25 protein-coding genes are annotated in these 24,639 nt (G+C 54.7%); 24 read left to right on the top strand and 1 reads right to left on the bottom strand.

Annotated features, from left to right (window positions below):
* The first annotated feature begins 1 nt into the window (after window position 1).
* The 4 genes from qcrB to JET16_RS06255 all read left to right on the top strand — a co-directional run bounded on the left by qcrB (window position 2) and on the right by JET16_RS06255 (window position 4,049).
* Window positions 2-673: a menaquinol-cytochrome c reductase cytochrome b subunit gene (qcrB, locus tag JET16_RS06270; RefSeq protein ID WP_199614936.1), complete on the top strand. Its 672-nt coding sequence runs from the start codon at window positions 2-4 to the stop codon at window positions 671-673.
* Between the two features lie 15 nt (window positions 674-688).
* Window positions 689-1,633 carry a c-type cytochrome gene (locus tag JET16_RS06265; RefSeq protein WP_199614935.1) on the top strand — a complete coding sequence of 315 codons (945 nt, stop codon included), beginning with the start codon at window positions 689-691 and terminating at the stop codon, window positions 1,631-1,633.
* Between the two features lie 803 nt (window positions 1,634-2,436).
* Entirely contained in the window at window positions 2,437-3,102 is a 666-nt protein-coding gene (locus JET16_RS06260; RefSeq protein WP_199614934.1) for a DUF1405 domain-containing protein, read from the top strand.
* 44 nt (window positions 3,103-3,146) lie between these two features.
* Window positions 3,147-4,049 (top strand): sporulation protein YpjB, encoded by a 903-nt coding sequence (locus JET16_RS06255; RefSeq protein ID WP_199614933.1) that lies wholly within the window; start codon window positions 3,147-3,149, stop codon window positions 4,047-4,049.
* Window positions 4,050-4,051: 2 nt separating this feature from the next.
* Here JET16_RS06255 and JET16_RS06250 read toward each other — a convergent pair whose 3' ends face one another.
* Window positions 4,052-4,933 (bottom strand): YitT family protein, encoded by an 882-nt coding sequence (locus JET16_RS06250; RefSeq protein ID WP_199614932.1) that lies wholly within the window; start codon window positions 4,931-4,933, stop codon window positions 4,052-4,054.
* Window positions 4,934-5,111: 178 nt separating this feature from the next.
* On the opposite strand from JET16_RS06250, the gene JET16_RS06245 reads away from it, so the two are divergent.
* The 20 genes from JET16_RS06245 (at window position 5,112) to JET16_RS06150 (ending at window position 24,598) form a co-directional block, all read left to right on the top strand.
* Window positions 5,112-5,429 carry a nucleotide pyrophosphohydrolase gene (locus JET16_RS06245; RefSeq protein WP_199615035.1) on the top strand — a complete coding sequence of 106 codons (318 nt, stop codon included), beginning with the start codon at window positions 5,112-5,114 and terminating at the stop codon, window positions 5,427-5,429.
* Between the two features lie 54 nt (window positions 5,430-5,483).
* Window positions 5,484-6,005, top strand: a complete 522-nt coding sequence (locus JET16_RS06240; RefSeq protein WP_199614931.1) for a tetratricopeptide repeat protein — start codon at window positions 5,484-5,486, stop codon at window positions 6,003-6,005.
* Window positions 6,002-6,808, top strand: a complete 807-nt coding sequence (gene dapB, locus JET16_RS06235; RefSeq protein WP_199614930.1) for a 4-hydroxy-tetrahydrodipicolinate reductase — start codon at window positions 6,002-6,004, stop codon at window positions 6,806-6,808. The genes JET16_RS06240 and dapB overlap by 4 nt, the downstream gene beginning before the upstream one ends.
* Window positions 6,809-6,825: 17 nt before the next feature.
* Window positions 6,826-7,245 carry a methylglyoxal synthase gene (locus tag JET16_RS06230; RefSeq protein ID WP_199614929.1) on the top strand — a complete coding sequence of 140 codons (420 nt, stop codon included), beginning with the start codon at window positions 6,826-6,828 and terminating at the stop codon, window positions 7,243-7,245.
* Window positions 7,242-7,943, top strand: coding sequence for a bacillithiol biosynthesis deacetylase BshB1 (gene bshB1 / locus JET16_RS06225; RefSeq protein WP_199614927.1), 702 nt, complete (start codon window positions 7,242-7,244; stop codon window positions 7,941-7,943). The genes JET16_RS06230 and bshB1 overlap by 4 nt, the downstream gene beginning before the upstream one ends.
* Before the next feature lie 38 nt (window positions 7,944-7,981).
* The gene (gene bshA, locus JET16_RS06220; RefSeq protein ID WP_199614925.1) at window positions 7,982-9,139 is read left to right on the top strand and encodes an N-acetyl-alpha-D-glucosaminyl L-malate synthase BshA; all 1,158 of its coding nucleotides are present in this window, start codon (window positions 7,982-7,984) and stop codon (window positions 9,137-9,139) included.
* Window positions 9,136-10,425 (top strand): CCA tRNA nucleotidyltransferase, encoded by a 1,290-nt coding sequence (locus JET16_RS06215; protein WP_199614923.1) that lies wholly within the window; start codon window positions 9,136-9,138, stop codon window positions 10,423-10,425. The genes bshA and JET16_RS06215 overlap by 4 nt, the downstream gene beginning before the upstream one ends.
* Window positions 10,422-11,393 carry a biotin--[acetyl-CoA-carboxylase] ligase gene (locus JET16_RS06210; protein WP_199614921.1) on the top strand — a complete coding sequence of 324 codons (972 nt, stop codon included), beginning with the start codon at window positions 10,422-10,424 and terminating at the stop codon, window positions 11,391-11,393. The genes JET16_RS06215 and JET16_RS06210 overlap by 4 nt, the downstream gene beginning before the upstream one ends.
* Window positions 11,394-11,698: 305 nt before the next feature.
* The gene (gene panB / locus JET16_RS06205; RefSeq protein WP_199614919.1) at window positions 11,699-12,565 is read left to right on the top strand and encodes a 3-methyl-2-oxobutanoate hydroxymethyltransferase; all 867 of its coding nucleotides are present in this window, start codon (window positions 11,699-11,701) and stop codon (window positions 12,563-12,565) included.
* A gap of 21 nt (window positions 12,566-12,586) precedes the next feature.
* Complete coding sequence (gene panC, locus JET16_RS06200) at window positions 12,587-13,447, top strand: pantoate--beta-alanine ligase (RefSeq protein WP_199614917.1); 861 nt, start codon at window positions 12,587-12,589, stop codon at window positions 13,445-13,447.
* Between the two features lie 13 nt (window positions 13,448-13,460).
* Window positions 13,461-13,844 (top strand): aspartate 1-decarboxylase, encoded by a 384-nt coding sequence (panD, locus tag JET16_RS06195; RefSeq protein ID WP_199614915.1) that lies wholly within the window; start codon window positions 13,461-13,463, stop codon window positions 13,842-13,844.
* A gap of 108 nt (window positions 13,845-13,952) precedes the next feature.
* Window positions 13,953-14,627, top strand: coding sequence for a tetratricopeptide repeat protein (locus tag JET16_RS06190; RefSeq protein WP_199614913.1), 675 nt, complete (start codon window positions 13,953-13,955; stop codon window positions 14,625-14,627).
* Between the two features lie 84 nt (window positions 14,628-14,711).
* The gene (dinG, locus tag JET16_RS06185; protein WP_199614911.1) at window positions 14,712-17,591 is read left to right on the top strand and encodes an ATP-dependent DNA helicase DinG; all 2,880 of its coding nucleotides are present in this window, start codon (window positions 14,712-14,714) and stop codon (window positions 17,589-17,591) included.
* On the top strand, window positions 17,588-18,229 hold the full coding sequence (locus JET16_RS06180) for a redox-sensing transcriptional repressor Rex (RefSeq protein ID WP_199614909.1): 642 nt from the start codon (window positions 17,588-17,590) through the stop codon (window positions 18,227-18,229). Before dinG ends, JET16_RS06180 begins: the two co-directional genes overlap by 4 nt.
* Before the next feature lies 1 nt (window position 18,230).
* Window positions 18,231-19,553, top strand: coding sequence for an amidohydrolase (locus JET16_RS06175; RefSeq protein WP_407673089.1), 1,323 nt, complete (start codon window positions 18,231-18,233; stop codon window positions 19,551-19,553).
* Window positions 19,554-19,564: 11 nt separating this feature from the next.
* Window positions 19,565-20,098, top strand: coding sequence for a cell wall elongation regulator TseB-like domain-containing protein (locus tag JET16_RS06170; RefSeq protein WP_199614907.1), 534 nt, complete (start codon window positions 19,565-19,567; stop codon window positions 20,096-20,098).
* A gap of 238 nt (window positions 20,099-20,336) precedes the next feature.
* Window positions 20,337-20,870, top strand: coding sequence for a hypothetical protein (locus JET16_RS06165; RefSeq protein ID WP_199614905.1), 534 nt, complete (start codon window positions 20,337-20,339; stop codon window positions 20,868-20,870).
* Window positions 20,863-22,368, top strand: coding sequence for an AAA family ATPase (locus JET16_RS06160; protein WP_199614903.1), 1,506 nt, complete (start codon window positions 20,863-20,865; stop codon window positions 22,366-22,368). The genes JET16_RS06165 and JET16_RS06160 overlap by 8 nt, the downstream gene beginning before the upstream one ends.
* A gap of 104 nt (window positions 22,369-22,472) precedes the next feature.
* Entirely contained in the window at window positions 22,473-23,348 is an 876-nt protein-coding gene (locus JET16_RS06155; RefSeq protein WP_199614901.1) for a 3-hydroxyacyl-CoA dehydrogenase family protein, read from the top strand.
* On the top strand, window positions 23,345-24,598 hold the full coding sequence (locus JET16_RS06150) for an acetate/propionate family kinase (RefSeq protein WP_199614899.1): 1,254 nt from the start codon (window positions 23,345-23,347) through the stop codon (window positions 24,596-24,598). Before JET16_RS06155 ends, JET16_RS06150 begins: the two co-directional genes overlap by 4 nt.
* Window positions 24,599-24,639: the final 41 nt, after the last annotated feature.

Genomic DNA, 24,639 nt, shown 5'->3' with positions numbered 1-24,639 from the left:
TATGATAAAATCGGTATACAACTGGATTGACGAACGTCTCGATATCACACCGATTTGGCGGGACGTTGCGGATCATGAAGTACCGGAGCACGTAAACCCGGCGCATCACTTTTCGGCGTTCGTGTACTGCTTCGGCGGTTTGACTTTCTTTATTACGGTAATTCAAATTTTGTCCGGCATGTTCTTGACGATGTATTACGTTCCGGACATCGTGAACGCGTACGCATCCGTCGATTACCTCCAGCACAAGGTCGCTTTCGGCGTCATCGTGCGCGGCATGCACCACTGGGGAGCAAGCTTGGTCATCGTCATGATGTTCCTTCACACGCTTCGCGTGTTTTTCACAGGATCTTACAAGCATCCACGCGAGATGAACTGGGTCGTCGGCGTGCTCATTTTCGGCGTCATGCTCGGCCTCGGCTTCACCGGTTATTTGCTCCCGTGGGATAACAAAGCGTACTACGCAACGAAGGTCGGCATTCAAATCGCCGCTTCCGCGCCGTTCCTCGGCGATTATGTGAAGACGTTCCTGCAAGGCGGCGACATCGTCGGCGCCCAAACGATCACGCGGTTTTTCGCGTTGCACGTATTCTTTCTTCCGAGTGTCCTGCTGGCGCTGCTCGGCGCGCACTTCTTCCTGATTCGGAAGCAGGGCATCTCCGGACCGTTGTGATGAGGGGGGAACGAAGTGGCCGGATCGCATAAATCGAACGAGAAAGTTGTTTACGTCGGTGACTCCCGCGTCAGAAAACCGGATCAAGTCCATATTCCAAGAGATTACTCGGCATATCCGGGGAAGTCGGAGGCATTCATCCCGAACTTTCTTCTGAAGGAATGGATGGTCGGAGCCGTTGTGCTAGTAGGGATTTTGGTTCTTGTCATGTCGGAACCGGCGCCGCTCGGATATCCGGCAGACCCGACGAACGCGGGCTTTATCCCGATGCCGGACTGGTACTTCCTGTTCTTGTACCAGCTGTTGAAATATCCGTACATGAGCGATCAGTTCGTCGTTCTCGGAACGGTGGGCATACCGGGAATCGCGTTCCTCGGTCTAATGTTGGTTCCGTTCCTGGACAGAAGCCCGGAGCGCCGTTTCTACCAGAGACCGGCAACGTCGGCGCTCATGCTCTTGTCGCTCGTGGCCATGATTTACTTGACGAAGGTGTCTTGGGATCATTACCAGCATGAGCTGGAAGTGAACGGCATCACGCCGGAACATATCGAGCGCGAAGAGAAGATGAAAGAAGCGAAGGAGAAAGGCGAAAGCGGCGAGCCTCAAAAACCGGTCGCAACGGAGATCGTGGCGGAAGACGATCCCGCTTTCGAATTATACCAGAAGGCTACTTGCGTATCCTGTCACGCGACCGACCTCAAAGGCAATATGACGGCAGGCTTCCCGCCGCTGCTCGGCGTCGGCGACAAGTACACGAAAGAAGAGATTATGGCAATTATTAAGGAAGGCGTCGGCGGTATGCCCGCTCAATACGATACCAACATCGCTCAAGGGCTGACGGAAGAAGATTTGGACGCTCTAGCGGGTTGGTTGGCGAAGCAGAAAGCCGAACCGGAAGCCGAAGCTGAACCGGAAGCCGAAGCTGAACCAGAAGCCGAAGCTGAACCGGCGGCACATTAACGACCGGACGACCTGACCGACAAGCGCGGTCAGGTTTTTTTTGTAACTTGATTGAAGGGCAATAGGGCCAAACATGAGACTGTCGATTCATTGTAGATACGAACCTTCAGCCAAAATTTTCGTGCATCTGCGTCGTCCTAACCGGAGAAACTCCGGTTACAGCGCTCATTTTCGGGCATCTGCGCTGTCCTAACCGGAGAAACTCCGGTTACAGCGCTCAGTTTCGGGCCTCTGCGCTGTCCTAACCGGAGAAACTCCGGTTACAGCGCTCAGTTTCGGGCCTCTGCGCTGTCCTAACCGGAGAAACTCCGGTTACAGCGCTCATTTTCGGGCATCTGAGTCCTCTTAACCGGAGAAACTCCGGTTATTGTGGTCATTTTCGGGCATCTGAGTCGTCCTAACGGGAGAAACTCCGGTTATAGAGGTCATTTTCGTGCATCTGCGTCGTCCTAACCGGAGACACTCCGGTTACAGCGCTCAGTTTCGGGCATCTGAGTCCTCTTAAGCGGAGAAACTCCGGTTATAGAGGTCAGTGTCGTGCATCTGCGTCGTCCTAACCGGAGACACTCCGGTTACAGCGCTCAGTTTCGGGCATCTGAGTCCTCTTAAGCGGAGAAACTCCGGTTATAGAGGTCATTTTCGTGCATCTGCGTCGTCTTAACCGGAGAAACTCCGGTTACAGCGCTCACAATCAATCGACAGTCTCAAAATTGACCTTATTAACAAATATAGAGTCAATATTTGACCCTATCCGTAAAACGTTCAGCAGAAAGTTGAAAAAGAGAATTGGGAGTGCGTTGCGAATGTTGTCTTTCTTTTGGAGCCGGGCGTTTTTACTGCAACCGTGGGTGCTGTGGACGCTGTTTTGGGTGAACGCGTTGGGTACCGCGTACGGATACGAATGGTATCGCAAGCAGCTCGTGGACACATGGTATACGATCGGCGAATGGCTCGTCCCGTTCGTTCCCGACAGTCCTACGGCGAGTTTGTTTTTCACGATAACGTTATGGTTTCTCATACGCGACTTGCGGCATCGGCGCGCCGCAGCTCCCGCCTTAACAACGGACGCTCCGGCGCCAATTAGCTGGCGGGGTGTCGTGGAAGGCTTGGCCGTCATCACGCAAGTAAAGTACGGGATTTGGGCGGTGGCGATCATCTTTTGGGGCGCGTCTCAAGGAAACGAGATTGAGTGGCGGCAGTGGATGCTGGTCGTATCGCACACATGCATGGCGCTTGAAGCGCTGCTGTATATGAGATTTTACCGATTTACCGCGCTTTCCGTTGCGGTTGGCGCCCTGTGGACCTTGCTGAACGACACGATCGATTATACGTTCGGAGTGTACCCGTGGCTTCCGAAACAGTTGTGGGACGATGTGCCGCAAGTTCAAACGGTAACCGTCGCTTTAAGCGCGCTTGGAATTGTGTGCGCATACGCAGGCGTGGCGGTCGCGAGAAAAAATCGCGTCTAAAGTGGGACATCCCTCCATATCATGGTGATAAGGAGGGATGTCCCATGAATACGGAAACGTTGCGGTCATCGTTCCTCCGGGGTATGCGCCTGATCGTGCTCGCTGCTCTTGTGCTAACGTCAGCAGCCGCCTGTTCGGCTCCCGCGGAAGAACGTTCGACCGAATCGAAACCTGTCGTTACCGATGAGCAATACGCGGCTTTGGATACGATGAACAAGCATGCGGAGCAAGCGTACCAAAGCATGAAAGACGGCGATTATGAAAATGCGAAGGGGAAAATCGTACAATTATCCGTGTCGGCGACGAGGCTGTCATTCGAGGGTATTACTTCAATAGAAGGAATGGGCGCTTTGACGGAATCGATTTCGGCCGCGCTGCATTCATTCAACTCTATACAACCGAATGAGCACGAACAGTTATTAGAGGTTATACGCGTCCGGTTGGCCGTCGACGCTTTGTCGCATCCGAAGCAGCCGATGTGGCTCGATTTCCGCAAGCCGTTGTCGGAAGACTTGACCGAATTGGAAAATGCCGCGAAGAAGCGGGATCAACATACGGCAAATTCCGCATTAAAGAAATGGCGCTCGCATGTGAAGCTCATTCGTCCAGCCGTATTGATTTCAAGAGACGCCTCCGAAGCCGTGAAGCTTGATTCGATGACGGCGTTCTTTGACCGAACCGTCGGCAAGAAGGAGTGGGGGCAGCTTGCGAGCAGCATGCCCAATTTGACGCAGGGGCTTCAAGATTTATTCCGGCAAAACGATGACGATCAGGAAACAATATTGCCCTTAGCGCCTACTGAAGAGCCTCCGCACCCGTTTCTTTGGTCGCTGGCGATCGGTTCCGTCATTGTTATCGTGTTGACGTATGTAGCATGGCGGCGTTACCACTCGGAATCCGCCTATGTCCGGGTCAAGAGCGAACGGGACTTCGACCGGAAACTATAATATCAATGGGCGGGCTCGGCATCGGATTTAAAGCCTTCGCCGAGCACATCCTGCACTTCGCTCACGATTATAAACGCTTTCGGATCGACCCGCCGGACGAGACGCTCGAGACGGCGGGTTTCGTGTCTATACACGACGCAATACAGCATTTCCTTCGGCTGCCCGGTAAAGCCGCCTCTGGCGGATATTAGCGTCACACCACGGTCCATCTCTTTCATGATGGCATCGGCGATCGTCTGCGGGTGTTCCGTTATGACGGTAAACGCCCGCGCGGCATATTCCCCTTGTTGAATCAAATCGATGATCTTCGCTGCGACGAACACGGCTACGAGCGTATACAATGCACGTTCCATGGAGATGTACCAGACCGACAGGCCGATGACGAGCGCGTCAAAAATCAAGAAAAACTTTCCTATGCTCCATCCCCTCGTTTTATTTGCGATTCTGGCGAGAATGTCCACCCCGCCCGTCGTGCCTCCGAACCGGAACACGATACCCAACCCGGTTCCAAGCGTCAATCCCGCATATAATGTAGCTAAGAAATAATCGTCTTCCGTTACGAACGGACGAATCCAGCCCATATTAATCAACAGCTCTATGATGTAAAGGAAGAACGAGAGGGAGAGTGTGCCGAATACGGTCAGAAACATTCCGCGCTTCCCGAGCACTCTCCATCCGATAATGAAGAGCGGTATATTCAGTGCGAGAGTAGAGACAGACAGCGGAATGCCCAAAATGTAATTTAATAAGATCGAAATCCCGGTTACTCCGCCCTCCATCAGTTCGTTTGGCAAAATAAAATAATGAAGGCCGAACGAGTAAATCGCCGTTCCGACCATAATCGGAAGCAGTTGGTTTCCTAAACGTAAAATCCAGCGGTTCATATGCGACTCCTCTTTTTTCGTTGCGATGAAGTCATTGTAACATGAGGCGGCATCCTCTAACAAAACGGCAGCCGTCTTCAGAAGTGCCCGCTATTCTTGTACTCCTTGTCCGTTTGCGCTAACATAAGGTTATCCGAGGACAGGCGAAAGAAGGGAACGAGGCGTGCCGGACAAATCGATGAAACAAATGCAGCAGGAAGTACACGAATATATATCGCAATTCAAAGAAGGGTATTTCTCTCCGCTCTCCATGCTTGCCCGGATGACGGAAGAGGTCGGAGAGCTGGCAAGGGAAGTTAACCATTCGTTCGGGGAAAAACCGAAGAAGAAGGACGAGCCCGAAAACTCTATCGAGTATGAGCTTGGAGATATCTTGTTTATATTAATTTGCTTTGCGAATTCGCTTCAAATCGATTTACAGCAGGCGCACGACGCCGTTATGCACAAATTTAATACGAGAGACAAAGATAGATGGACTAAATTGAACACAGATTAGTGACTGTGCGAATATGCTGTACCATCATCCTTAACTGGTAAGGGAGGATGGATGATGGGCGGAGAAACGGAATTGCAGAAAGCATACGAGTCCATTCTCGGGCAGCATTTCGAAGCGGCTGTCGAATGGTTCTTGAGAGCCATCGAGCAAGATCCGGACAACCCGGATTACCACTATAAGCTCTCAATAACTTACGCCCGCAGCAATAAACTGGCCGAAGCGCTGCGCCATGCGCGGACGGCAAAGAGGCTGGCGCCGGCGCAGCCGGAATACGACGCTCACTTGAAGACGCTGGAGGCGAAAGATTTAGCAGTGCAAGCGGAGCGTCTGATCGACCAAAACAAACGCGGCTGTCTGCTCGCGGTAGCGTATTTGCGCCAGGCGTTGGAGTTGGATCCGTTGGAAGAAAGCTACTATGTTCTGCTGGCGGCTGCTTTTGCGGGAGCGGAAGAATACCGGGAAGCGGTACACACGCTGCAAGAATTGCTGCGATTGGATCCCGAGCATGGAACGGCGCAACAATTGCTTGAACAATATAAGGCAAAACTCGCCACATATTTGGAGGATAAACGATGAACGAGCGAACGATTCGAGTCGCCGTCTCCGGCGCAGGCGGCCGGATGGGGCGGGAAGTGGTGAAGATGGTGCTCGGCGACCCCGGACTGGTTTTGGCGGCCGCCGTTTCGCCGTCTTCGAAAGGGCGTGACGCCGGAGAGGTTGCGGGATTGCCGGCATGCGGCGTCACCGTTTCGGACGAGTTGGACGATGCGTTGGTGCGCGCATCGGCCGATGTGCTGGTCGATTTCACAACTCCTCAATTGGCGGCCGAACATACCCGAATCGCGATAAAAAACAAAGTTCGTCCGGTTATGGGCACGACGGGGTTTACCCCCGCAGATATTCGCTCGTTGGACGAGCAGTGCAAGGAAGCGGGTATCGGCGGATTGATCGCTCCGAATTTCTCGATCGGGGCCATTCTAATGATGAAGTTTTCGCAGGAAGCCGCAAAATATTTTCCGCACGTCGAAATTATCGAATATCACGGCGACCAGAAGCTGGATGCGCCGTCAGGCACATCTATCAAAACCGCCGAGCTCATTTCGCAGACACGGCAGGAGCTAAAGCAGGGCAACCCGAACGAACACGAGACGCTGGAAGGCGCCAGGGGAGCGTACTACGACGGCTTCCGCATTCACAGCGTGCGCCTGCCGGGCGTCTTCGCGCAGCAGGAGGTCGTGTTCGGCGCATTCGGCCAAACGCTGAAAATACGCCACGATTCGTACGATCGGGCAGGCTATATGCCGGGAGTGAAGACGGCCATACATAAAGTGATGGACATCAAAGGGTTAATATACGGTTTCGAACATTTGATGGATTAACTTGGAGGCGACCGTTCATGAACATCGCGTTAATCGCACACGACCGCAAGAAAGACGACATGGTCGATTTTGCCGTAGCTTACGAGCATGTGCTGCAAAAACATCAATTGTATGCGACGGGCACAACGGGAAAGCGAATCATGGAAAGCACCAAACTGAAAGTGCACCGGTTCCTTTCGGGTCCGCTCGGCGGAGATCAGCAAATCGGGGCGATGGTGGCCCAGAACGAAATGGACCTAATTCTTTTCTTTCGGGACCCGCTCATGGCGCAGCCGCACGAACCGGATATCATCGCGCTGCTCCGTTTAAGCGACGTTCATAATATTCCGCTCGCGACGAATTTCGGGACGGCGGAAATATTGGTCAAGGCGCTCGAGCGCGGAGATTTCGCTTGGCGCGCCGTCGTGCATCCGATGACGCCGGAGGACCGGGCATGAGTCCGCATCCGCTCGCGCTGGATATTTTGGCCTTCGGAGCGCATCCGGACGATGTGGAAATCGGGATGGCCGGAACGATCGCGAAGCACACCGATGCCGGTTACCGCATCGGCATTTGCGATTTGACCCAAGCGGAAATGTCGTCAAACGGAGATGTGCCGACAAGGATGCAAGAAGCAAGCGCCGCAGCGGAGGCGCTCGGACTTGCTTACCGTTCATGCCTGCAGCTCCCGGACCGGGGACTGCGGGTAACGGAAAGCCATCTGGAGCGGATTGTCCGCGAAATCCGGAACTGCCGCCCGAGACTTGTGTTCGTTCCTTACTGGCAGGACCGCCACCCGGATCATGTCGCTTGCAGCGAGCTGATGCAAGAGGCGCTGTTCAACGCCAAGCTGCGCAAATATGCTTCCGATACGCCCGCGTGGACGGTGGAACGCATTTATTTTTATTTTATTAACGATATCTTTGCAGCCGATGCGGCAGTCGACGTAACCGGTGTATATGACCGGAAGAGACAGTCGCTGCGTGCGTACCGGAGCCAGTTCGAGCGAGAAGGCGCGGATGTGGTGAGCACGCCGCTCAATCAAGGCTACTTGGAGCGGGTGGAGCAGCGGGACGCGCTGCTCGGCGGGAAAATAGGAGTGCGGTTTGCGGAAGGTTTCGTGTCCAAAGTGCCGGTTACCGTAAGTCTTTTTTAAACAGCAGATGTATAAGTATGGATACGGGAGGTGTTGGGATGAAACAGAGGTTGAACATCGGCATTACCTGTTACCCGTCGCTGGGCGGATCCGGGGTTGTGGCAACGGAGTTGGGGAAACTGCTCGCGGAGCTGGGCCACAGCGTGCACTTTATTACGCACAGCATGCCGTTTAGATTAGGCGGTTATCATAAAAACATCTATTATCACGAAGTGGAAACAACGGATTATCACGCGTTCAAATATCCGCCTTACGACTTGTCGCTGGCGGCGAAGATGGCGCAAGTCGCCAAGATGCAAAACCTCGACATATTGCACGTACATTACGCGATTCCGCACGCCGTATGCGCGTACATCGCGAAGGGCATGGTCGGAGGGAGCTTGAAAGTGGTGACGACGCTTCACGGCACGGACATCACCATATTGGCGCAGGATGAAAGCATGAGCGATTTGATTCGTCTGGGCATTAACAACAGCGACGCGGTTACGGCGGTATCGCTCGATCTCATTCGCGAGACGCGCGAGCGCTTGAATATTACGCGCGATATCGATTTGACCTACAATTTCGTCGATAAGAGAGTATATTATCCGCGCGACTGCTCGAAATACCGGTGCGATTTCGCCCCGCGAGGCGAGAAAATATTGATGCACGTGTCCAATTTCCGTCCGGTGAAACGTGTGGGAGATGTGGTGGACGTATTCCGCCGAGTCAATGAGAAAATCCCTTCACGGCTTGTATTTATCGGAGAAGGTCCGGAGATGGCCCGCACCATGACCAGGGTGAAGGAGATGGGACTAAGCGAACGCGTGCTCTTCTTGGGCAAGCAGGACGAAGTGGCCGAACTGCTGTCGGTAGCGGATATTATGCTGCTGCCGTCGGAGAAGGAGAGCTTCGGACTTGTCGCGCTGGAAGCGATGGCGTGCGGCGTGCCCACGATCGGCTCGATGACGGGCGGCATTCCCGAAGTCGTGACTCACGGCGAAACCGGTTATTTGACCGAGGTCGGAGACACGAAAGCGATGGCCGATTTCGCGCTGCAGCTTCTCGGCGACAACGAGTTGTATGAGCGCATGTCCAAGGCATGCATCCATCGTGCAAGAAACGACTTTTGCAACGATTTGATCATGAAGCAATATGAAGATATATATTTCCGGGTACTGAATGAATGCAAGGAGCGGGTGTTGTCGGTCGAATGAGCAATCCTTTTGCGCGTCTATTTCAAACCGAATTGGGCAAAGCCGGACTTGAAGTGCTGCGGCGGTTGAACCGGGCCGGGTACGCGGCTTATTTTGTCGGCGGCTGTGTCCGGGATTCTGTGCTCGGACGCGCTTTGAAGGATGTGGACATCGCAAGCTCCGCAACCCCGGGGCAAGTGCTGGAGCTGTACCCGGACGCCATACCGACGGGGCTGCAGCACGGTACGGTCACCGTTCGTTCCGGCGGGTTCACATTCGAAGTGACCACGTTCCGGGCGGAATCGGAGTACACGGACGGGAGGCGGCCGGACACCGTCTCATTCATCGACTCTATAGAAGGCGATTTGGAGCGGCGGGACTTTACAATGAACGCCATGGCGTTGAGCGTGGACGGCACACTAATCGATCCGTACGGCGGCAGCGAAGACCTGGAGCGGAAAGTGCTGCGCTGCGTAGGAGACCCCGCCCTGCGGTTCGGAGAAGACGCGCTTCGCATGCTGCGCTGCGTGCGGTTCGCCGCAGAATATAAGCTTACGGTGGACGAACGGACATGGAGAGAAGCGCTCGCCGGCGCTCCCGGGCTTTCCCGTATCGCCATGGAGCGGGTTCGAATGGAGCTCGAACGAATGATGTCGGGCGCCGACCCGTATCGGGCCGTACGGCTGCTTGCGGAAAGCGAATTACTCCGGTGGACGAAGACGCGGCTTCGCTTTCCGCGGCAGCTTGGCGTCGTCGATTCGGACGCCGATCCGTTGACGGAGCTGCCGCGCTTGCCCGATACGATCCAGCGTTGGGCACTCTGGCTCCACCGCATGGGATTGAGCGCTTCCGAAGCGAGCGGGGCGGTGTCGTCACTTCGCGGTTCGCGCGCTTTCGCGGAAGACGCGCAGAAGCTTATCGGATTGCATGACACGTTATCGACCGTACCCGCGCAGCACGCCGAGTCCGCTTGGAAAACAGCGGTAGTCGGCTTCGCGAAAGAAACGGCTGTTCGTTGGCTTCCCATAGCATCCGCGCTTCAAGCCTACGACGGTTACCGGTGGACAAGCCCTTATGCCGAGCACGGATGCCGGTGGCTTGAAGAGATGGGCGTCACGGCCTTAAGCGAGCTTGCCGTCGACGGCCGTACGCTGATGGAAGCTTTGAACAAGAAGGGCGGTCCATGGCTAAGCCATCTATTAAAGAGACTGTTGTTCGAAGCGTCTTTAAACAGAGTTCCTAACGAAAGCGGCGCATTGATTGCGCGCGCCCGCGAAATGGCGGAAGAAGGAGATTCGCAGCAGTGAACGATACGATATTAGACATATTTGCGGATTCGAAGGGCGAATTCGTATCGGGCGAGCGGTTGTCCCAAATACTCGGCATCAGCCGAACGGCGGTATGGAAACGTATTCGCCGTCTTCAAGCGGAAGGTTACCGGTTCGAGTCGTCTCCCCGGGTCGGTTACCGGCTGCTGCAGGAGCCGGAAAGGCTTCAGCTTTCTGCGCTGCTTTCCATGCTCCGCACACGCGTATTCGGCCGTACCGTACATATTTCGGACTCGGTTGATTCGACGCAGAACGTCGCTCATGAAGCGCTGTTGGCGGGCGCGCCGGAGGGCGCGGTGTACTTGGCCGAGCAGCAGACGTCGGGACGAGGACGAATGGGCCGCAGCTGGCATTCTCCCGCGGGGAAGGGCATATGGATGAGTTTTATTATCAAGCCCGGGCTCCCCTTTAAACGCGCGCCTCATATGACGCTGCTCATTTCCGTGGCGCTGTGCCGCGCCATTCGGCGCACAGCGGAGCTCGACGCCCGCATCAAGTGGCCTAATGACATAATGATCGGCGGACGGAAGACTAGCGGCATTCTTGTGGAGTCCATTGCGGAAGCGGACACGGTTACGGCGATGATTGCAGGAGTTGGAGTGAGCGTGAATTTGGAGAAGGAACAATTCCCGGAGGAGCTTCGTTCCAAGGCGACATCGTTAAAAATCGAGCGCGGCGGGCGCGCCGTCTCCAGGGAACGGCTGATCGCAGAGTTTTTCGATCAATTCGAAACATTGTATGAGTTGTATCTGGCGGAAGGTTTCGCGCCGATTCGTAATTTGTGGGAAGCGCTGACCTGCACCCTGGGGGCTGCCGTATCCGTGCAAACCGCACATGGCCCGGTCACAGGGCGGGCGGAAGGCATTACGGAGGATGGAGCGCTGCTTGTGAAGAGCGAGGACGGGCAGTCGTATACGTTATACTCCGGAGACTTGCAGCCCGTGTAATCGCGATCCCCGGTTCTTGCCGAATACCCGGTGTACATTCCGGAAATACATGGTATACTACAACTAAAGTTTGCTCGCGGACGGTATCTTTCAAAGAAGAACCGTACCGCGCCGGCAATCGAAACGCAATCGCGCAATTGTTTCATATTCTGCTCTGAGCCGAAACGGACCGAGACAGAAAGACCAGTACACCGCTTTTTACGTACGATATCTTTTTGTGCGGGACCCTTTTGGTTTCAGGCCAAAAAGGTTTTTTTTTGCTGCAAAAACCTTGTTGGCTTATGAAAACGAAGGAGGAAAACCCGATGACGGAACAACAAAGGAAGCCGATAACGACGGCCAAATTGCGGGCGATGAAGAAGAAGGGCGAACCGATCTCTATGGTTACGGCGTACGATTTCCCTTCCGCGAGACTCGCCGAAGCCGCAGGGGTCGATATGATCCTGGTAGGCGATTCTTTAGGGAATGTGGTGCAAGGCCGGGAGACGACGCTTTCCGTCACGCTTGACCACATGGTGTACCATACGGAGCTGGTGAGCCGTGCCGTCACCATTCCGTTCGTCGTTGCCGATATGCCGTTTCTCACGTACCACGGCAGTGTGGACGAAACGCTGAGGAACGTGCTGCGCTTGATGCAGGACGGCGGGGCGAAGGCCGTAAAGCTGGAGGGCGGCACGGAAGTATTGCCCGCGGTGCGCGCGGCGGCCCGCGCCGGCGTTCCCGTAATGGCGCACCTTGGGCTGACGCCCCAATCGGTGCACGCGATCGGCGGATATAAGGTGCAAGGAAAACAAAACGAGGAAGCGAACAAACTGATCGAGGACGCGCTGGCGTTGGAAGATGCGGGAGCGTTTGCGCTCGTGCTCGAGCTTGTAACCGATGAACTGTCGGCGCTCGTGACGGAGCGGCTGTCGATCCCGACGATCGGTATCGGCTCGGGGAGCCGCTGCGACGGGCAGGTGCTTGTATTTCACGACCTGCTTCAATACTCCGATGAGCCTGCCGAGAAGAAATTCGTTCAAACGTACGCGAACGTCGGGGAACATATCAAGAACGCAATCAACGCCTATGTAGCCGATGTAAAATCCCGCAGCTTCCCGTCGGAGCGGCACGCGTTTCACATGGACGAGGAAGCGGCGAAACAATTATACGGCAGCGTTAAATCGAAATAAGGCGGCGGGGTGGATTCGCTTGTGAAAGTGCTGCGAACGATCGGAGATTATAAACTTCATTTGCAACAAGTAAAAAGCGGCAGCCGAACCGTCGGCTTTGTTCCTACCATGGGATATTTGCACGAGGGACACATGTCGCTTGTCGCAAGAGCGAAAGCGGAAACGGATCACGTCGTCATGAGCATCTTCGTAAATCCGCTGCAATTCGGGCCCGGCGAAGATTTCGAACGGTATCCGAGGGACGAGGAGCGGGATTTGGCGTTAGCCTCCCAAGCGGGGGCGGATGCGGTATTCCTCCCGTCCGCGGCGGAAATGTATCCGTCGGCCGTAAAGACGACAGTGTCGGTTTCCGGCCTTACCGAACGGTTATGCGGCGCGTCGCGGCCGGGACATTTCTCCGGCGTCGCCACCGTCGTTTCCAAGCTGTTTCATATCGTTCAGCCGGACCGCGCTTATTTCGGTATGAAGGATGCGCAGCAGGTTGCGGTCATCCAACAGATGGTGAACGATTTGAACTTTCCGCTTGCTGTCGTTCCTTGTCCTACGCTGCGGGAATCCGACGGCCTCGCGATGAGCTCGCGCAACGTTTATTTATCTCGGGAGGAGAGAAAACAAGCGCCGGTTTTATACCGGGCGCTCCAATCGATCGACGGTTGGATGAATGAAGAACCGCATATGACGGGGGCAATGTTGGAGGAACGGTTGAGGCGGATGATCGAATCAGCGCCGGACGCGGATATCGATTACGTTCAAGTGTTGACCTATCCCGGACTGGAGCCGGTCGAAGCGCCGCTCGGCGCCGCCGATACCTTCATTGCGGCAGTCGCTGTCAAATTCGGCAATACAAGGCTGATCGACAATCGGCTTTTTCAGAAACAATAACTGGGGGTGCATTATGTTACGAACGATGATGAAATCGAAACTGCACCGCGCAACGGTAACCGAAGCGAACCTCAATTATGTCGGAAGTATTACGATTGACGAGGATTTAATGGACGCGGTGGATATTTGGGCCAATGAGAAGGTTCAAGTCGTGAACAATACGAACGGAGCCAGGCTGGAAACGTACGTGATTCCGGGACCGCGCGGATCGGGCACGATCTGCTTGAACGGCGCCGCGGCCAGATTGGTACAGCCCGGCGACGTTGTCATCATCATTTCGTACGGTGTGATGAGCGAAGAGGAAGCGCGCGCGTTTAAGCCGAAGGTCGCCATATTGAACAAGGACAACCGCATCATACGCACGGCAGCGGAAGAAATTCACGGCACCGTCGTGTAAACCCTTACTGCACATTGGACATAAGGATTTGGCAGAATGAAAAGCTTCCCCGGCGCAAAGAATGAGGGTAACTCGCGTCGTCATTAAGCGTCAAAGGTGGGAGGCAACATGTTCAAACAGTTGTTCCAATCGATGAACGAAGCGCTAGATCTGATCATTCGTGCGTATCCGACCTCGCAAGGCAGCGAGAAAAGAGCGCTCGCCCAGCAATTAGAAATGTTGCGAAACATGAGCGACGGCATTATCGAGGAATGGTTGTTATTTGAAGAGAAGCTAGCCGCGGTCAAACACCGTCCTGCGGAAAATACGGATGCTCCGTACGGTTCGAACTTACCGCTGCCGAACGTTCAGCAGGTTTCAGCCGCATCTGATGACACCGATCATTATTTGAGAAATACCGATACGTTCCAACGCGGCGAGGGATATTTCAAGCTGTTGATGTTTCCCGAAGCGATTCGCGAATTTCAGAAAGCCATCGACCAACATCCCGAGTTTTTGCTGGCCCGCCTATATCTCGCTCTTGGATTTTTACAGACGGAACGCATTCCGGAAGCTTACAGCCATCTGCAAATACTCGTTTCCTTGGCGGAGGACGGACGTTTGAAAGCAGTCGCTTACAACGCGCTGGGATGTGTCCAGGCGCTTACCGGCAATGTGGAGAAGGCTTGCGAATTTTTTAAACAATCGCATCAAATCGATCCGGAATTGCAGGATCCGCTCTACAATTTAAAAGCATGTCTCGTCGATGGGGGAGTACTCCAGCTTGGAGTCGCGATCGGATAAAGACAGTAAAAACATATTTCCTTTCTCCGGCGCGGTTTGGTATCCTAGAGGAAAGCCCAGAATCGAAAGGGAATAAATACGGCAATGAAATTTGCGGTTTTGGATTTGGAAACGACTGGGGATCAGCCTGGAAGAGACGAGATTATCCAGGTTGGTCTCGTAATAATAAACGGCTTTAATATCGAACATACGTACGCCTCATTCGTCAAGCCGAGTGTGGCGATTCCTTCGTTCATCCGGACGCTGACAGGCATTACCGACGAGATGGTGCGGGATGCGCCCTCGATCGAGGACGTCGTCAACGATATCGTTCCCTTGATGGGCGATTGCGTGCTCGTCGCCCACAACGTTGGCTTCGACCTCGCTTTTTTGCAGCGCGCGTTAACGGATTCAGGGTACTCGTCCTTTTCGGGCAGAGTGTTGGATACGCTCGATTGGCTTCGCGTTCTTTTTCCGACGTTGACGAGCTATCAGCTTTCTTTCGTCGCATCCGTTATGGGCGTACGGCACGACCGGCCCCACCAAGCGGACAGCGATGCGGAAGCGACGGCCCGGCTTTGGGTTATGTGCTTGGAAAAATTAAACCGGCTGCCGATGATTACATTGGAACGGCTCTCATTTTTATTTTCCCATCCGGATTTTTCGTCGACGGATCTTGCATGGCTGCTTGGTGAACTGATCGAACAGCGCGTGAACGGCGGCGGGGAAGAAGACAGTGCGAGGGTGTATCGGCAGTTTGCCTTAGGTGCCGAAGATTGGCTTAACGCAGAAGAAGAGAAACCCGACCGAACCGGCGTTCCCGAATCGTTCGGCGATTATTACGGCGACATGAAAGAACGGATCCGCGCGGCGCTGCCGGATTACGAGGAACGCCCTTCCCAAGAACGCATGATGGAGGAAGTCGCGCAAGCGCTCTCGGATGAACGGCATCTAGTTATAGAAGCGGGAACGGGCACCGGCAAGTCGCTCGGTTATCTCGTACCTTCCGTACACTACGCGCTTTCGAGCGGAGAGAAGGTCATCGTCAGCACGCATACGATCAATTTGCAGGAGCAATTGCGGAGCAAGGAACTGCCGATGATGCACGAATTGTCGCCTGTGCCGTTCCGTTCAGCCGTCTTGAAGGGCCGCAGCCACTATCTCTGCTTGCGGAAATTCGAGCATAAAGTGAACGGGCAGGATTTCCCCAACGAACGCGATGACCGGATCACCGCGGCGCAGATGATCGTCTGGCTCGGCGAAACGGCGCACGGGGATGAAGAGGAGCTGAACTTGAGCGGCGGCAGAGGCCCGGAATTTTGGAACACGGTGGCAAGCGATGCGGATTCGTGTTTAAACCGCGCTTGTCCGTGGTTTAAGACTTGTTTTTATCACCGCGCCAGATATGAAGCGAGCGCTGCGGATGTCATCATCACGAATCATTCATTGTTATTTACGGACGCGAAAGCGGAACACCGCATACTTCCCGCATACGGACGCCTGGTGGTCGATGAGGCGCATCATTTCGAAGAAGTGGCGAGTCAGCACCTCGGTTTCGAATTGTCATACTTTTCGATAGTAAGCGGACTGCTGGCACTGCTCAAAGACAGCAGAACGGGGCAATTGCCGCTGCTGCAAAGCTTGTTGTCGCAAAGCGGCGAGCCTGAACTGCTCGGTTGGAGCGAAAGGCTGCAGCCGTTATTCCAGAACATCGTGCGGGTCAAGGAATCGTGGGATGAATTGTACGACGCGATGTACGACCGGTTTATCGGCCGGGCGCCGCAGAGCGCTGACGGCGGGCCCGTCACGATTCGTCTTAAATCCGGCAATTTGCCGGCGGACTGGAATACGTTCGCCGGAATCGAAGATAACATTTATTTGACGCTCACCGAAGTTTTAAAGACGCTGGACAAATGTTTGAGCGAATGTAAAGAGAAGGCGGACGACTTCGGCCTGGACAGTCTGCTCACCGATATCGGCGGCACCTTGAAGAACTTATACCGCAGCCGGGACGCGCTGCGTCTGTTTATGAAAGCGAACGACGAAAATACGGTGTATTGGATGGAAGCGAGCCAACATTTCAAGGCAAAGTCGCTCCGATTGTATGCCGCTCCCATCGATGTCAGCCGCTTGATCAGGGAGTATTTCTGGGAACGGAAAGACAGCATCGTCATGACGTCCGCAACGCTCACGGTCGAGAAATCGTTCCAGTATGTGAAGGATCAATTGGGACTCGATGCGGAGGACGAGAAGGAACAACGGCTGCACACCGTGCAGCTTCCTTCCCCGTTCAAATACCGCGATCAGGCGCTAGTCCTTATTCCGCGGGACTTCCCCGGTTTGAAAGGGGCGAATGCCGAGCCGCAATTTCTTGAACGGCTGGTCGAATCGCTTCGCGACGCCGCGGTCGTGACGAACGGCAAAATGCTGGTGCTTTTTACTTCCCACAAAATGTTGAAGCAAGTTCACGCTCCGCTGAAAGAAGCGCTGCAGCCGCACGCGATTCATGTGCTCGGACAAAGCGTGGACAGCGGTAACCGGAGCAAGCTGACGAGATTGTTTATGCAAAGCCCGGCAGCGGTTCTGCTCGGAACAAGCTCATTCTGGGAAGGAGTCGACATTCCGGGGCAAGCGCTGAGCTGTTTGGCCATCGTCCGTCTGCCGTTTCAGCCGCCGAACCATCCGATCGTGGAAGCCAAGAGCGAGTTTTTGAAAGCGAGAAATCAAAACCCGTTTTCCAAGCTGTCCGTGCCGCAAGCGGTCATCCGATTCAAACAAGGCTTCGGCCGTCTCGTACGCACCGCTCGCGACCGGGGTATCGTATTGATCTACGACACGCGGGTCATAGAAACTTCGTATGGCAAACATTTTCTATATTCGCTGCCGGGTCCGAAGATCGAGCATCTGCCTTGCGACGCAATGCCGAAGCGAATGAGGGAATGGTTGGAACCGCCCCATGCGGCCGGGAAGGAGAATGCGACATGAAACACCTGAAAATATCCGAGGCGGTCGTACGCCGGCTGCCGATGTATTTGCGCCACTTGAACGAGCTTTCGATGAGTGACGTGCAAACCGTGTCATCGCAAGATCTCGGCCGGCGCCTGGATTTAAACCCGGCGCAAATCCGGAAAGATCTCGCATATTTCGGCGAATTCGGAAAGAAGGGCATCGGGTACGACGTTTCGTACTTGGTGGAGAAAATCAGGCAAATATTGAAGCTCGACCAAGAAATCCGCGTCGCATTGGTCGGCGCGGGCAACTTGGGGCACGCTCTGTGCAATTATAACGCTTATCTGAAAGATAATATGCGCATCTCCGCCGTATTCGACGCCAATGAAGCCCGCGTCGGAGAACGCATTAATCAGCTGACGGTTCAGCCGATGTCCGAGCTCGTCAGCTCGGTTCAACAACTGAATGCGCGCATCGGCATTATTACCGTGCCGGCGGCGGAAGCGCAAAATGTGGCGAACCAGTTTGTGGAAGCGGGAGTGAAAGGCATATTGAATTTCGCTCCGGCCATTATCAAGGTGCCGCCGTACATCCGTGTTCATTATGCCGATTTCACGGTGGAGCTGCAAAGCTTGGCTTATTATTTGAATCAAGAACAAGATGCGGAGGAATAACATGAACGTCGGCAGCAAGCGGATCGTTATCCGAAACGGACGATTTTTAACTATGTCGGAAGAAGACGGCTCCGGCCGAACCGAGAGCTCGTTCATCGGAACGATGGTCATTTCCGGAGGCCGAATCGAGTACATAGGGACCGATGATGTGGAGGCGTTGGAAGAAGACGACGAAATTGACGGACGCGGCAAGCTGTACATGCCGGGACTCGTCAATACGCACGGCCACGCCGCGATGTCGTTGCTTCGCGGCCTAAAGGACGATGTGAATCTTCAAGTATGGCTGCAGCAGCATATGTGGCCGATGGAAGCAAAGTTTACGGGAGCAGACGTGCACGCCGGAACGATGCTCGCCATTATGGAGATGCTCAAGGGCGGAACCACGGCGTTTATGGATATGTACGACCATATGGATGAAGTTGCCCGCGCCGTCGAAGAAACCGGTCTAAGGGCATGTTTAAACCGCGGCGTCATCGGACTTTGTTCGGAAGACGCGCAGCGCACAAAGCTGGAGGAGGCGATCCGGTTCGCCCGCGACTGGCATAAATCGGCTGGTGGGCGAATCACAACGGCCATGGCGCCTCATGCGCCGTATACTTGTCCTCCGGATTACATCGTCAAGTTCGTCGATGCCGCTCATGAACTGGACCTGCCGATTCATACCCATATGTCCGAAACCGCCCGCGAAGTAGAGGACAACGTTCGCCAGTACGGCGTTCGTCCCGTCGAACATCTTCGGCGTCTCGGCGTATTTTCCCGGCCGGCCATCGTCGCGCACGGAGTTCATTTGACCGACGAGGAGATTGCCATGTTGGCCGCGCACGGCGTCGGCGTCTCGCACAATCCGGGAAGCAACTTGAAGCTGGCAAGCGGCATCGCCCGCGTACCCGAACTTCTTCGCGCCGGCGTCCGCGTCTCTCTCGGTACGGACAGCGCGGCGAGCAACAACAACTTGGACATGTTTGAAGAAATGCGTCTCGCAGCACTGCTGCATAAAGGAATAAGCGGCGATCCGACCGTCGTTCCGGCAAGCGAAGCTCTTCGAATGGCCACAATCGACGGAGCGCGATCACTGTGGCTTGATGACGTCGGCAGGCTGGCACCGGGTATGAAGGCGGATGTGATCGCTCTCGACGTGACGGCCGCCCACTTCCAGCCGGAAGCGGATTTCGCCTCGCACGTCGTATACTCCGCGTCTTGTTCGGACGTGACCGACGTTTGGGTGGACGGTCGCCAATTGGTTCGCGGCCGGTCCTGTTTAACGTTGGACGAAGAGCGCGTAGTGTATGAAGCGAACGCCGCCTTGAAGCGGCTGAAAGGGTAGGTGCTCCGGTGGTGGAACGGGTGATCGCCGGACAATCCAAGCGATCGTTCCGGTGGCATAGGGGGCTTGCCGTGTCGCTTCTGTTCGTAGTGCTGCTCATCATGCTTGGCCACCGGTTTTACCAAACGATCCAAAGACCGCTGTGGAGCTCCGTCGCCGAAGCGAAGGCCGCCGCCGTTGAAAAGCTGAACGTGCGGGACATTACGTCCGTGGAACGATTCGTCGGCGACCTGACTTACATGGTCGTCTTCGCCACAAGCGCCGCCGGGGACAAAGTGGTCATCTGGCTTTGGAACGATGGTCTCCATGTCGAGAAAGCGTCGGCCGGATTAACAAAGGAAGAGATAAAACAATTGGCGCTGACGGAACAGCCGGGCAAACGCATACTGCGCATCGTACCGGGAAAGCTGCGCGAAGATTACGTGTGGGAAGTGTTTTACACAATGCCGGAAGACGGCACGGAGCGCCATTATTACGATTATTACCGGTTCTCCGACGGCGAGAAGCTCGATACGTACCGTCTTGCCAAACCGGTGCGCCGTTAAAGAGTAACGATTGGGAGGAATGCACTCGATGAAATGGTCTTGGAAAACAAAAGCCTCGTTTTGGTTAACCGTCGTTCTCGGCATTCTTCTCGTCATTTCTTTGTTGTTCGGCAAAATCGGATAACGTCCGTTCATTGAATGTCCACAACCCTTCCACACATTGCATCCCCTTTAGGCTATCAATTGTGATATACTTTTGTATATATTACTTGATAGAAATAGAAAGGGGGACGTGCTTGTGAAACTGCGTCTCTTGCCTATTATCATAACGGTTGTCGTGTCCTCCGCCGTACTGTTCGGCGGTTGGTTTATGTATCAGACCGTAGCGATGGAGGATCCGTTGACGCATGCCGTCGATTCGATCGACGGTGTCGGCGACGCGCGCATTGAAGTCGTCCGCAGCGGTGCGATCGTTCGAGTCACGCTTGAGCAGGGTGCGGATTTGCGCGAAACATACCGGCGCATCAAAGAAGCGGGAAGCGCCGTGATCGGCGAACGGAAGCTGACCGTCGAAGTGGTCAACGAAGGGTCCGAATCGTTGGACCGAATATGGGCGCAAGTGATGTTCGACGTCGCGCAAGCGATGGAAACCAAGCAATATACGCTAATACCTGAGCGTCTCAATAAGCTTGTCAAAGAAAACAACAACTTGAAGACGACGACGGAGATGGATGACGACAACGTCTATATTACATTGTCGGACGGTTCTTCTACAAAGTATGTCATTTTGCCGCGTATCCCGTTGACGATGGGAGTGTGGCCGAATGAATAAGAAATACGGCAAAGAGATATTGATCGGGATCGTTCCGGTTCTGATCGCATTTCTCTTCTTTGTCGGCGTCAATCCCGTCCCGGTTCTGCTTGCGGGCATTATCGGCGTTTCGCTCCTGCTCATGGTCCGGATGCGGTCGGGCGGGGGCATCGGCGTCGGCGAAAGCCGAAAGACGAAAGCGAAGCTGCCGTCGTTCCTTACATTCGATGATATCGGCGGCCAAGACCGCGCGAAGAAGGAACTGATCGAAGCTTTGGACTTCCTGATGAAGCCGGATCTCATTAAGAAATTCGGCATCCGTCCGCTAAAGGGCATTTTACTCACTGGCCCTCCGGGAACGGGCAAGACCTTGATGGCCAAGGCGGCGGCGCACCATACGAACGCGGTGTTTGTCAGCGCTTCGGGGTCCGAATTCGTGGAAATGTACGTAGGCGTCGGCGCCTCCCGCGTGCGGGAGTTGTTTAAAGAGGCGCGTACGAAGGCTCAAAAAGAAAACAAAGAGAACGCCATTATTTTCATCGACGAGATCGATGTCGTCGGCGGAAAGCGCGACGGCGGGCAGCAACGGGAATACGACCAGACGCTGAACCAGCTCCTTACGGAAATGGACGGCATCCATACATCGGATACGCCGCGCATTCTTCTTATTGCCGCGACAAACCGCAAAGATATGCTCGACAGCGCGCTCTTGCGTCCCGGCCGGTTTGACCGCCACATCCAAGTCGATTTGCCCGATTTGAAAGGCCGCCAGCATATTCTGCAGCTTCATTCGCGCAACAAACCGTTTGCCGAGGATGTATTGCTGGACGACGTGGCAGCGCAGACATTCGGCTTCTCCGGCGCGCAGCTGGAGAGCGTCATGAACGAGGCGGCGATTTACGCTTTGCGCGAGGAGGGTCAGTTCATCGAACAGCGGCACCTGCTGTCGGCGATCGATAAAGTGATGATGGGCGAGAAGACCGACCGGGAGGCGGCTAACGAAGAACGCGAAAGAGTAGCGATCCACGAACTGGGGCATGCTATTGTTGCCGAAAAGGTTCGCCCGGGCTCCGTTTCGCAGGTGGCGCTTTCCCCTCGCGGCCAGGCGCTCGGTTACGTTCGGCATAACCCGCAAGGCGACAAGTATCTGTACACGAAGGAATACATCGAGGAACAGATTATGATTGCTCTGGGCGGTGCCGCCGCGGAGGAAATGTTTTACGGAGGCCGCAGCACCGGCTCGCGCAACGACTTCGAGCAAGCGATGGGACTCGTCCGGACGATGATCGAGTCCGGCCTTACCGAGCTTGGTATTGTCGATTCGCAGATGCTGACGAAAGAAGAGTATGGCAAAGCGAACGGAGAAATTCTAGAAGAGTTGATGACGCGAACACGCAACGAATTATCGACGCACCGCCGCGTATTCGAGCAATCGCTTGAAGTGCTCACGAAAGAAGAAGTGCTGTCCGGCAACCGTTTCCGCGAGTTGCTTCGCGACGCGCTGCTGCCGACCGCTTAATGCCATTTACGTTATATATGATGCTTTTGATAATACTCCGGTATTGCGGGGACTTTTCGTTCCCGCATCTGGAGTTTTACTTTACATAGACAGGATGGAGAAGCATGGCGGAGTTGAAAAAAATCGGCGTCATCGGTGCGGGCACGATGGGACAAGCCATCGCGGAGATGTTGGCGCACAAAGGTCTTGACGTCTACATCACGGAGAAATCGAGCAGGAAACTCCAACATGGGCTTCGCGGCATAGAGATGAGCTTGGACAAGCAGATTGAGAAGTGGGCGCTGACCGAATCGGAGAAGAAAGTGCTCCTGTCGCGAATACATACGATCACCGATCTGAAAGAAACGGCGCAGTGCGATCTCGTCATCGAGACGATCACGGAAGATTTGGAAGAGAAGAAACAATTATTCCGCGCCCTTGGCGAAATATGTCCGCAGGACGTCATTCTCGGAAGCAACACATCGACATTGTCGGTAACGGAGCTTGCGGGTGAGACGCGGTATCCGGAGCGGGTCATCGGGATGCATTTCATCCATCCTGTGACAAAGGTCGATATGGTGGAAATCATTCGCGGGCTCCAAACGTCCGATACGACCTTTCATGAGACGAAAAGCTTCGTGGAAGACGTCATAACGAAGAAGGGCATTCTCGTTTACGAGTCGCCTGGGTATGTCACCACACGGCTCATCTGCACGTTGATCAACGAGGCGTTTCACGTATTGTCCGAAGGGGTGGCGTCCGCGGAAGACATCGATACCGCGATGCGCGTCGGGTACGATTTCCATTACGGACCTCTGGAGATGGCCGACCGTTTCGGGCTCGATTCGGTATTGTTTGCGTTGGAGCGCATGTTCCGTGAATTCGGCGATCTAAAGTATCGTCCGGCGACGTTGCTGCGTAAGATGGTTCGAGCGAATCAGCTCGGTGTGAAAACCGGAGCCGGCTTCTTCCGCTATGACGAGGATGGTGATAGAATATGAGAGTGCTGGTAATAAACGCCGGCAGTTCATCGTTGAAATATCAACTGTACGACATGCGGGACGAATCGGTGTTGGCGGCAGGCAAAGTCGAGCGGATCGGTATGGATACGGCCATATTGACGCATGAACCGGCCGGCAAAGCGGAAGTGCGTGAAGTGCGCGAAATATTGGAGCATACGGCGGCGATTCGCCAAGTGCTCTCTGTGCTCGTACATAAGGAACACGGCGTATTGGGGTCCGTCTCGGAGATCGATGCGGTAGGACACAGGGTCGTGCATGGCGGCGAAGCGTTTAAGCAGTCGGTCGTCGTCACGCCGGAGGTCAAACAGGAAATCAAACGGCTGTTCGACTTGGCGCCGCTTCATAATCCCGCTCATATGCTCGGCATTCAAGCGGTGGAGGCGAATATGCCGAACGTGCCGCAGACCGTCGTCTTTGACACGGCGTTTCACCAGACGATGCCCCCGAATTCGTATTTGTATCCGATACCGCTCGCTTTGTACAGGCGGCACAAAATCCGAAAGTACGGGTTTCACGGAACGTCCCACATGTTTGTGAGCCGGCGCGCCGCGGAGTTTTTAGGCCGTCCGGTTGAACAGCTGAAAATTGTTACATGCCATATCGGCAACGGGGCGAGCGTTACCGCGGTGCGGGGGGGCGTATCCGTCGACACGTCCATGGGCATGACGCCGTTGGAGGGGCTTATGATGGGAACCCGAAGCGGCGACTTGGATCCGGCGGTCGTCCCGTATACAATGGGGAAAGAAGACCTGACGATCAATGAAGTGAGCTCCATGCTTAACAAACATAGCGGATTGCTTGCCGTCTCCGGGCTGTCAAGCGATATGCGGGAAATCGAGCAGGCGATGGAGGAAGGAAACCAGAACGCGAAGCTGGCTTTCGAGATGTACGAGTACCGGCTGCGGAAGTATATCGGAGCCTATGCGGCGGCGATGAACGGCATCGATTGCATCGTATGGACGGCAGGCGTCGGAGAAAATTCGTCGTTGCTGCGGGAGAGAACCTGTTCCAATCTCGAGTATCTCGGCGTGAAGATGGATCGGGAAGCGAATGCGGTCCGCTCCAAGCAAGAGCGCCGCATCTCCACATTCGAATCGAAGGTGGAGGTGCTGGTCATTCCGACGAACGAAGAGCTTGTCATCGCGAAAGAAACGTACCGGTTGATCGGCGGCAATGAAGCCGGCGCCGGCGCGAAAAATCCCGAGAAGCTGCCCCAGCACGCAACATAGCCAATGCAAGATGATTATATTGAATCTGAATAAAGAGGGAT

Origin of the sequence: Paenibacillus alkalitolerans, from assembly GCF_016482785.1 — a bacterium.
Lineage (GTDB): Bacteria > Bacillota > Bacilli > Paenibacillales > YIM-B00363 > Paenibacillus_AE > Paenibacillus_AE alkalitolerans.
The sequence above is the reverse complement of the archived record's forward strand: the minus strand, read 5'-3'. Positions and strand labels throughout refer to the sequence as shown.

Bases quoted from the DNA above. Each gene is read 5' to 3' on its own strand.
- bshB1 (WP_199614927.1), top strand. From the start codon at position 7,242: ATGAGTCCGCATCCGCTCGCGCTGGATATTTTGGCCTTCGGAGCGCAT.
- qcrB (WP_199614936.1), top strand. From the start codon at position 2: ATGATAAAATCGGTATACAACTGGATTGACGAACGTCTCGATATCACA.
- JET16_RS06160 (WP_199614903.1), top strand. From the start codon at position 20,863: ATGAATAAGAAATACGGCAAAGAGATATTGATCGGGATCGTTCCGGTT.
- dapB (WP_199614930.1), top strand. From the start codon at position 6,002: ATGAACGAGCGAACGATTCGAGTCGCCGTCTCCGGCGCAGGCGGCCGG.
- JET16_RS06215 (WP_199614923.1), top strand. From the start codon at position 9,136: ATGAGCAATCCTTTTGCGCGTCTATTTCAAACCGAATTGGGCAAAGCC.
- JET16_RS06155 (WP_199614901.1), top strand. From the start codon at position 22,473: ATGGCGGAGTTGAAAAAAATCGGCGTCATCGGTGCGGGCACGATGGGA.
- panD (WP_199614915.1), top strand. From the start codon at position 13,461: ATGTTACGAACGATGATGAAATCGAAACTGCACCGCGCAACGGTAACC.
- JET16_RS06260 (WP_199614934.1), top strand. From the start codon at position 2,437: ATGTTGTCTTTCTTTTGGAGCCGGGCGTTTTTACTGCAACCGTGGGTG.
- JET16_RS06180 (WP_199614909.1), top strand. From the start codon at position 17,588: ATGAAACACCTGAAAATATCCGAGGCGGTCGTACGCCGGCTGCCGATG.
- dinG (WP_199614911.1), top strand. From the start codon at position 14,712: ATGAAATTTGCGGTTTTGGATTTGGAAACGACTGGGGATCAGCCTGGA.
- JET16_RS06255 (WP_199614933.1), top strand. From the start codon at position 3,147: ATGAATACGGAAACGTTGCGGTCATCGTTCCTCCGGGGTATGCGCCTG.
- JET16_RS06150 (WP_199614899.1), top strand. From the start codon at position 23,345: ATGAGAGTGCTGGTAATAAACGCCGGCAGTTCATCGTTGAAATATCAA.
- JET16_RS06240 (WP_199614931.1), top strand. From the start codon at position 5,484: ATGGGCGGAGAAACGGAATTGCAGAAAGCATACGAGTCCATTCTCGGG.
- JET16_RS06190 (WP_199614913.1), top strand. From the start codon at position 13,953: ATGTTCAAACAGTTGTTCCAATCGATGAACGAAGCGCTAGATCTGATC.
- bshA (WP_199614925.1), top strand. From the start codon at position 7,982: ATGAAACAGAGGTTGAACATCGGCATTACCTGTTACCCGTCGCTGGGC.
- JET16_RS06250 (WP_199614932.1), bottom strand. From the start codon at position 4,933: ATGAACCGCTGGATTTTACGTTTAGGAAACCAACTGCTTCCGATTATG.
- panB (WP_199614919.1), top strand. From the start codon at position 11,699: ATGACGGAACAACAAAGGAAGCCGATAACGACGGCCAAATTGCGGGCG.
- JET16_RS06230 (WP_199614929.1), top strand. From the start codon at position 6,826: ATGAACATCGCGTTAATCGCACACGACCGCAAGAAAGACGACATGGTC.
- JET16_RS06245 (WP_199615035.1), top strand. From the start codon at position 5,112: ATGAAACAAATGCAGCAGGAAGTACACGAATATATATCGCAATTCAAA.
- JET16_RS06175 (WP_407673089.1), top strand. From the start codon at position 18,231: ATGAACGTCGGCAGCAAGCGGATCGTTATCCGAAACGGACGATTTTTA.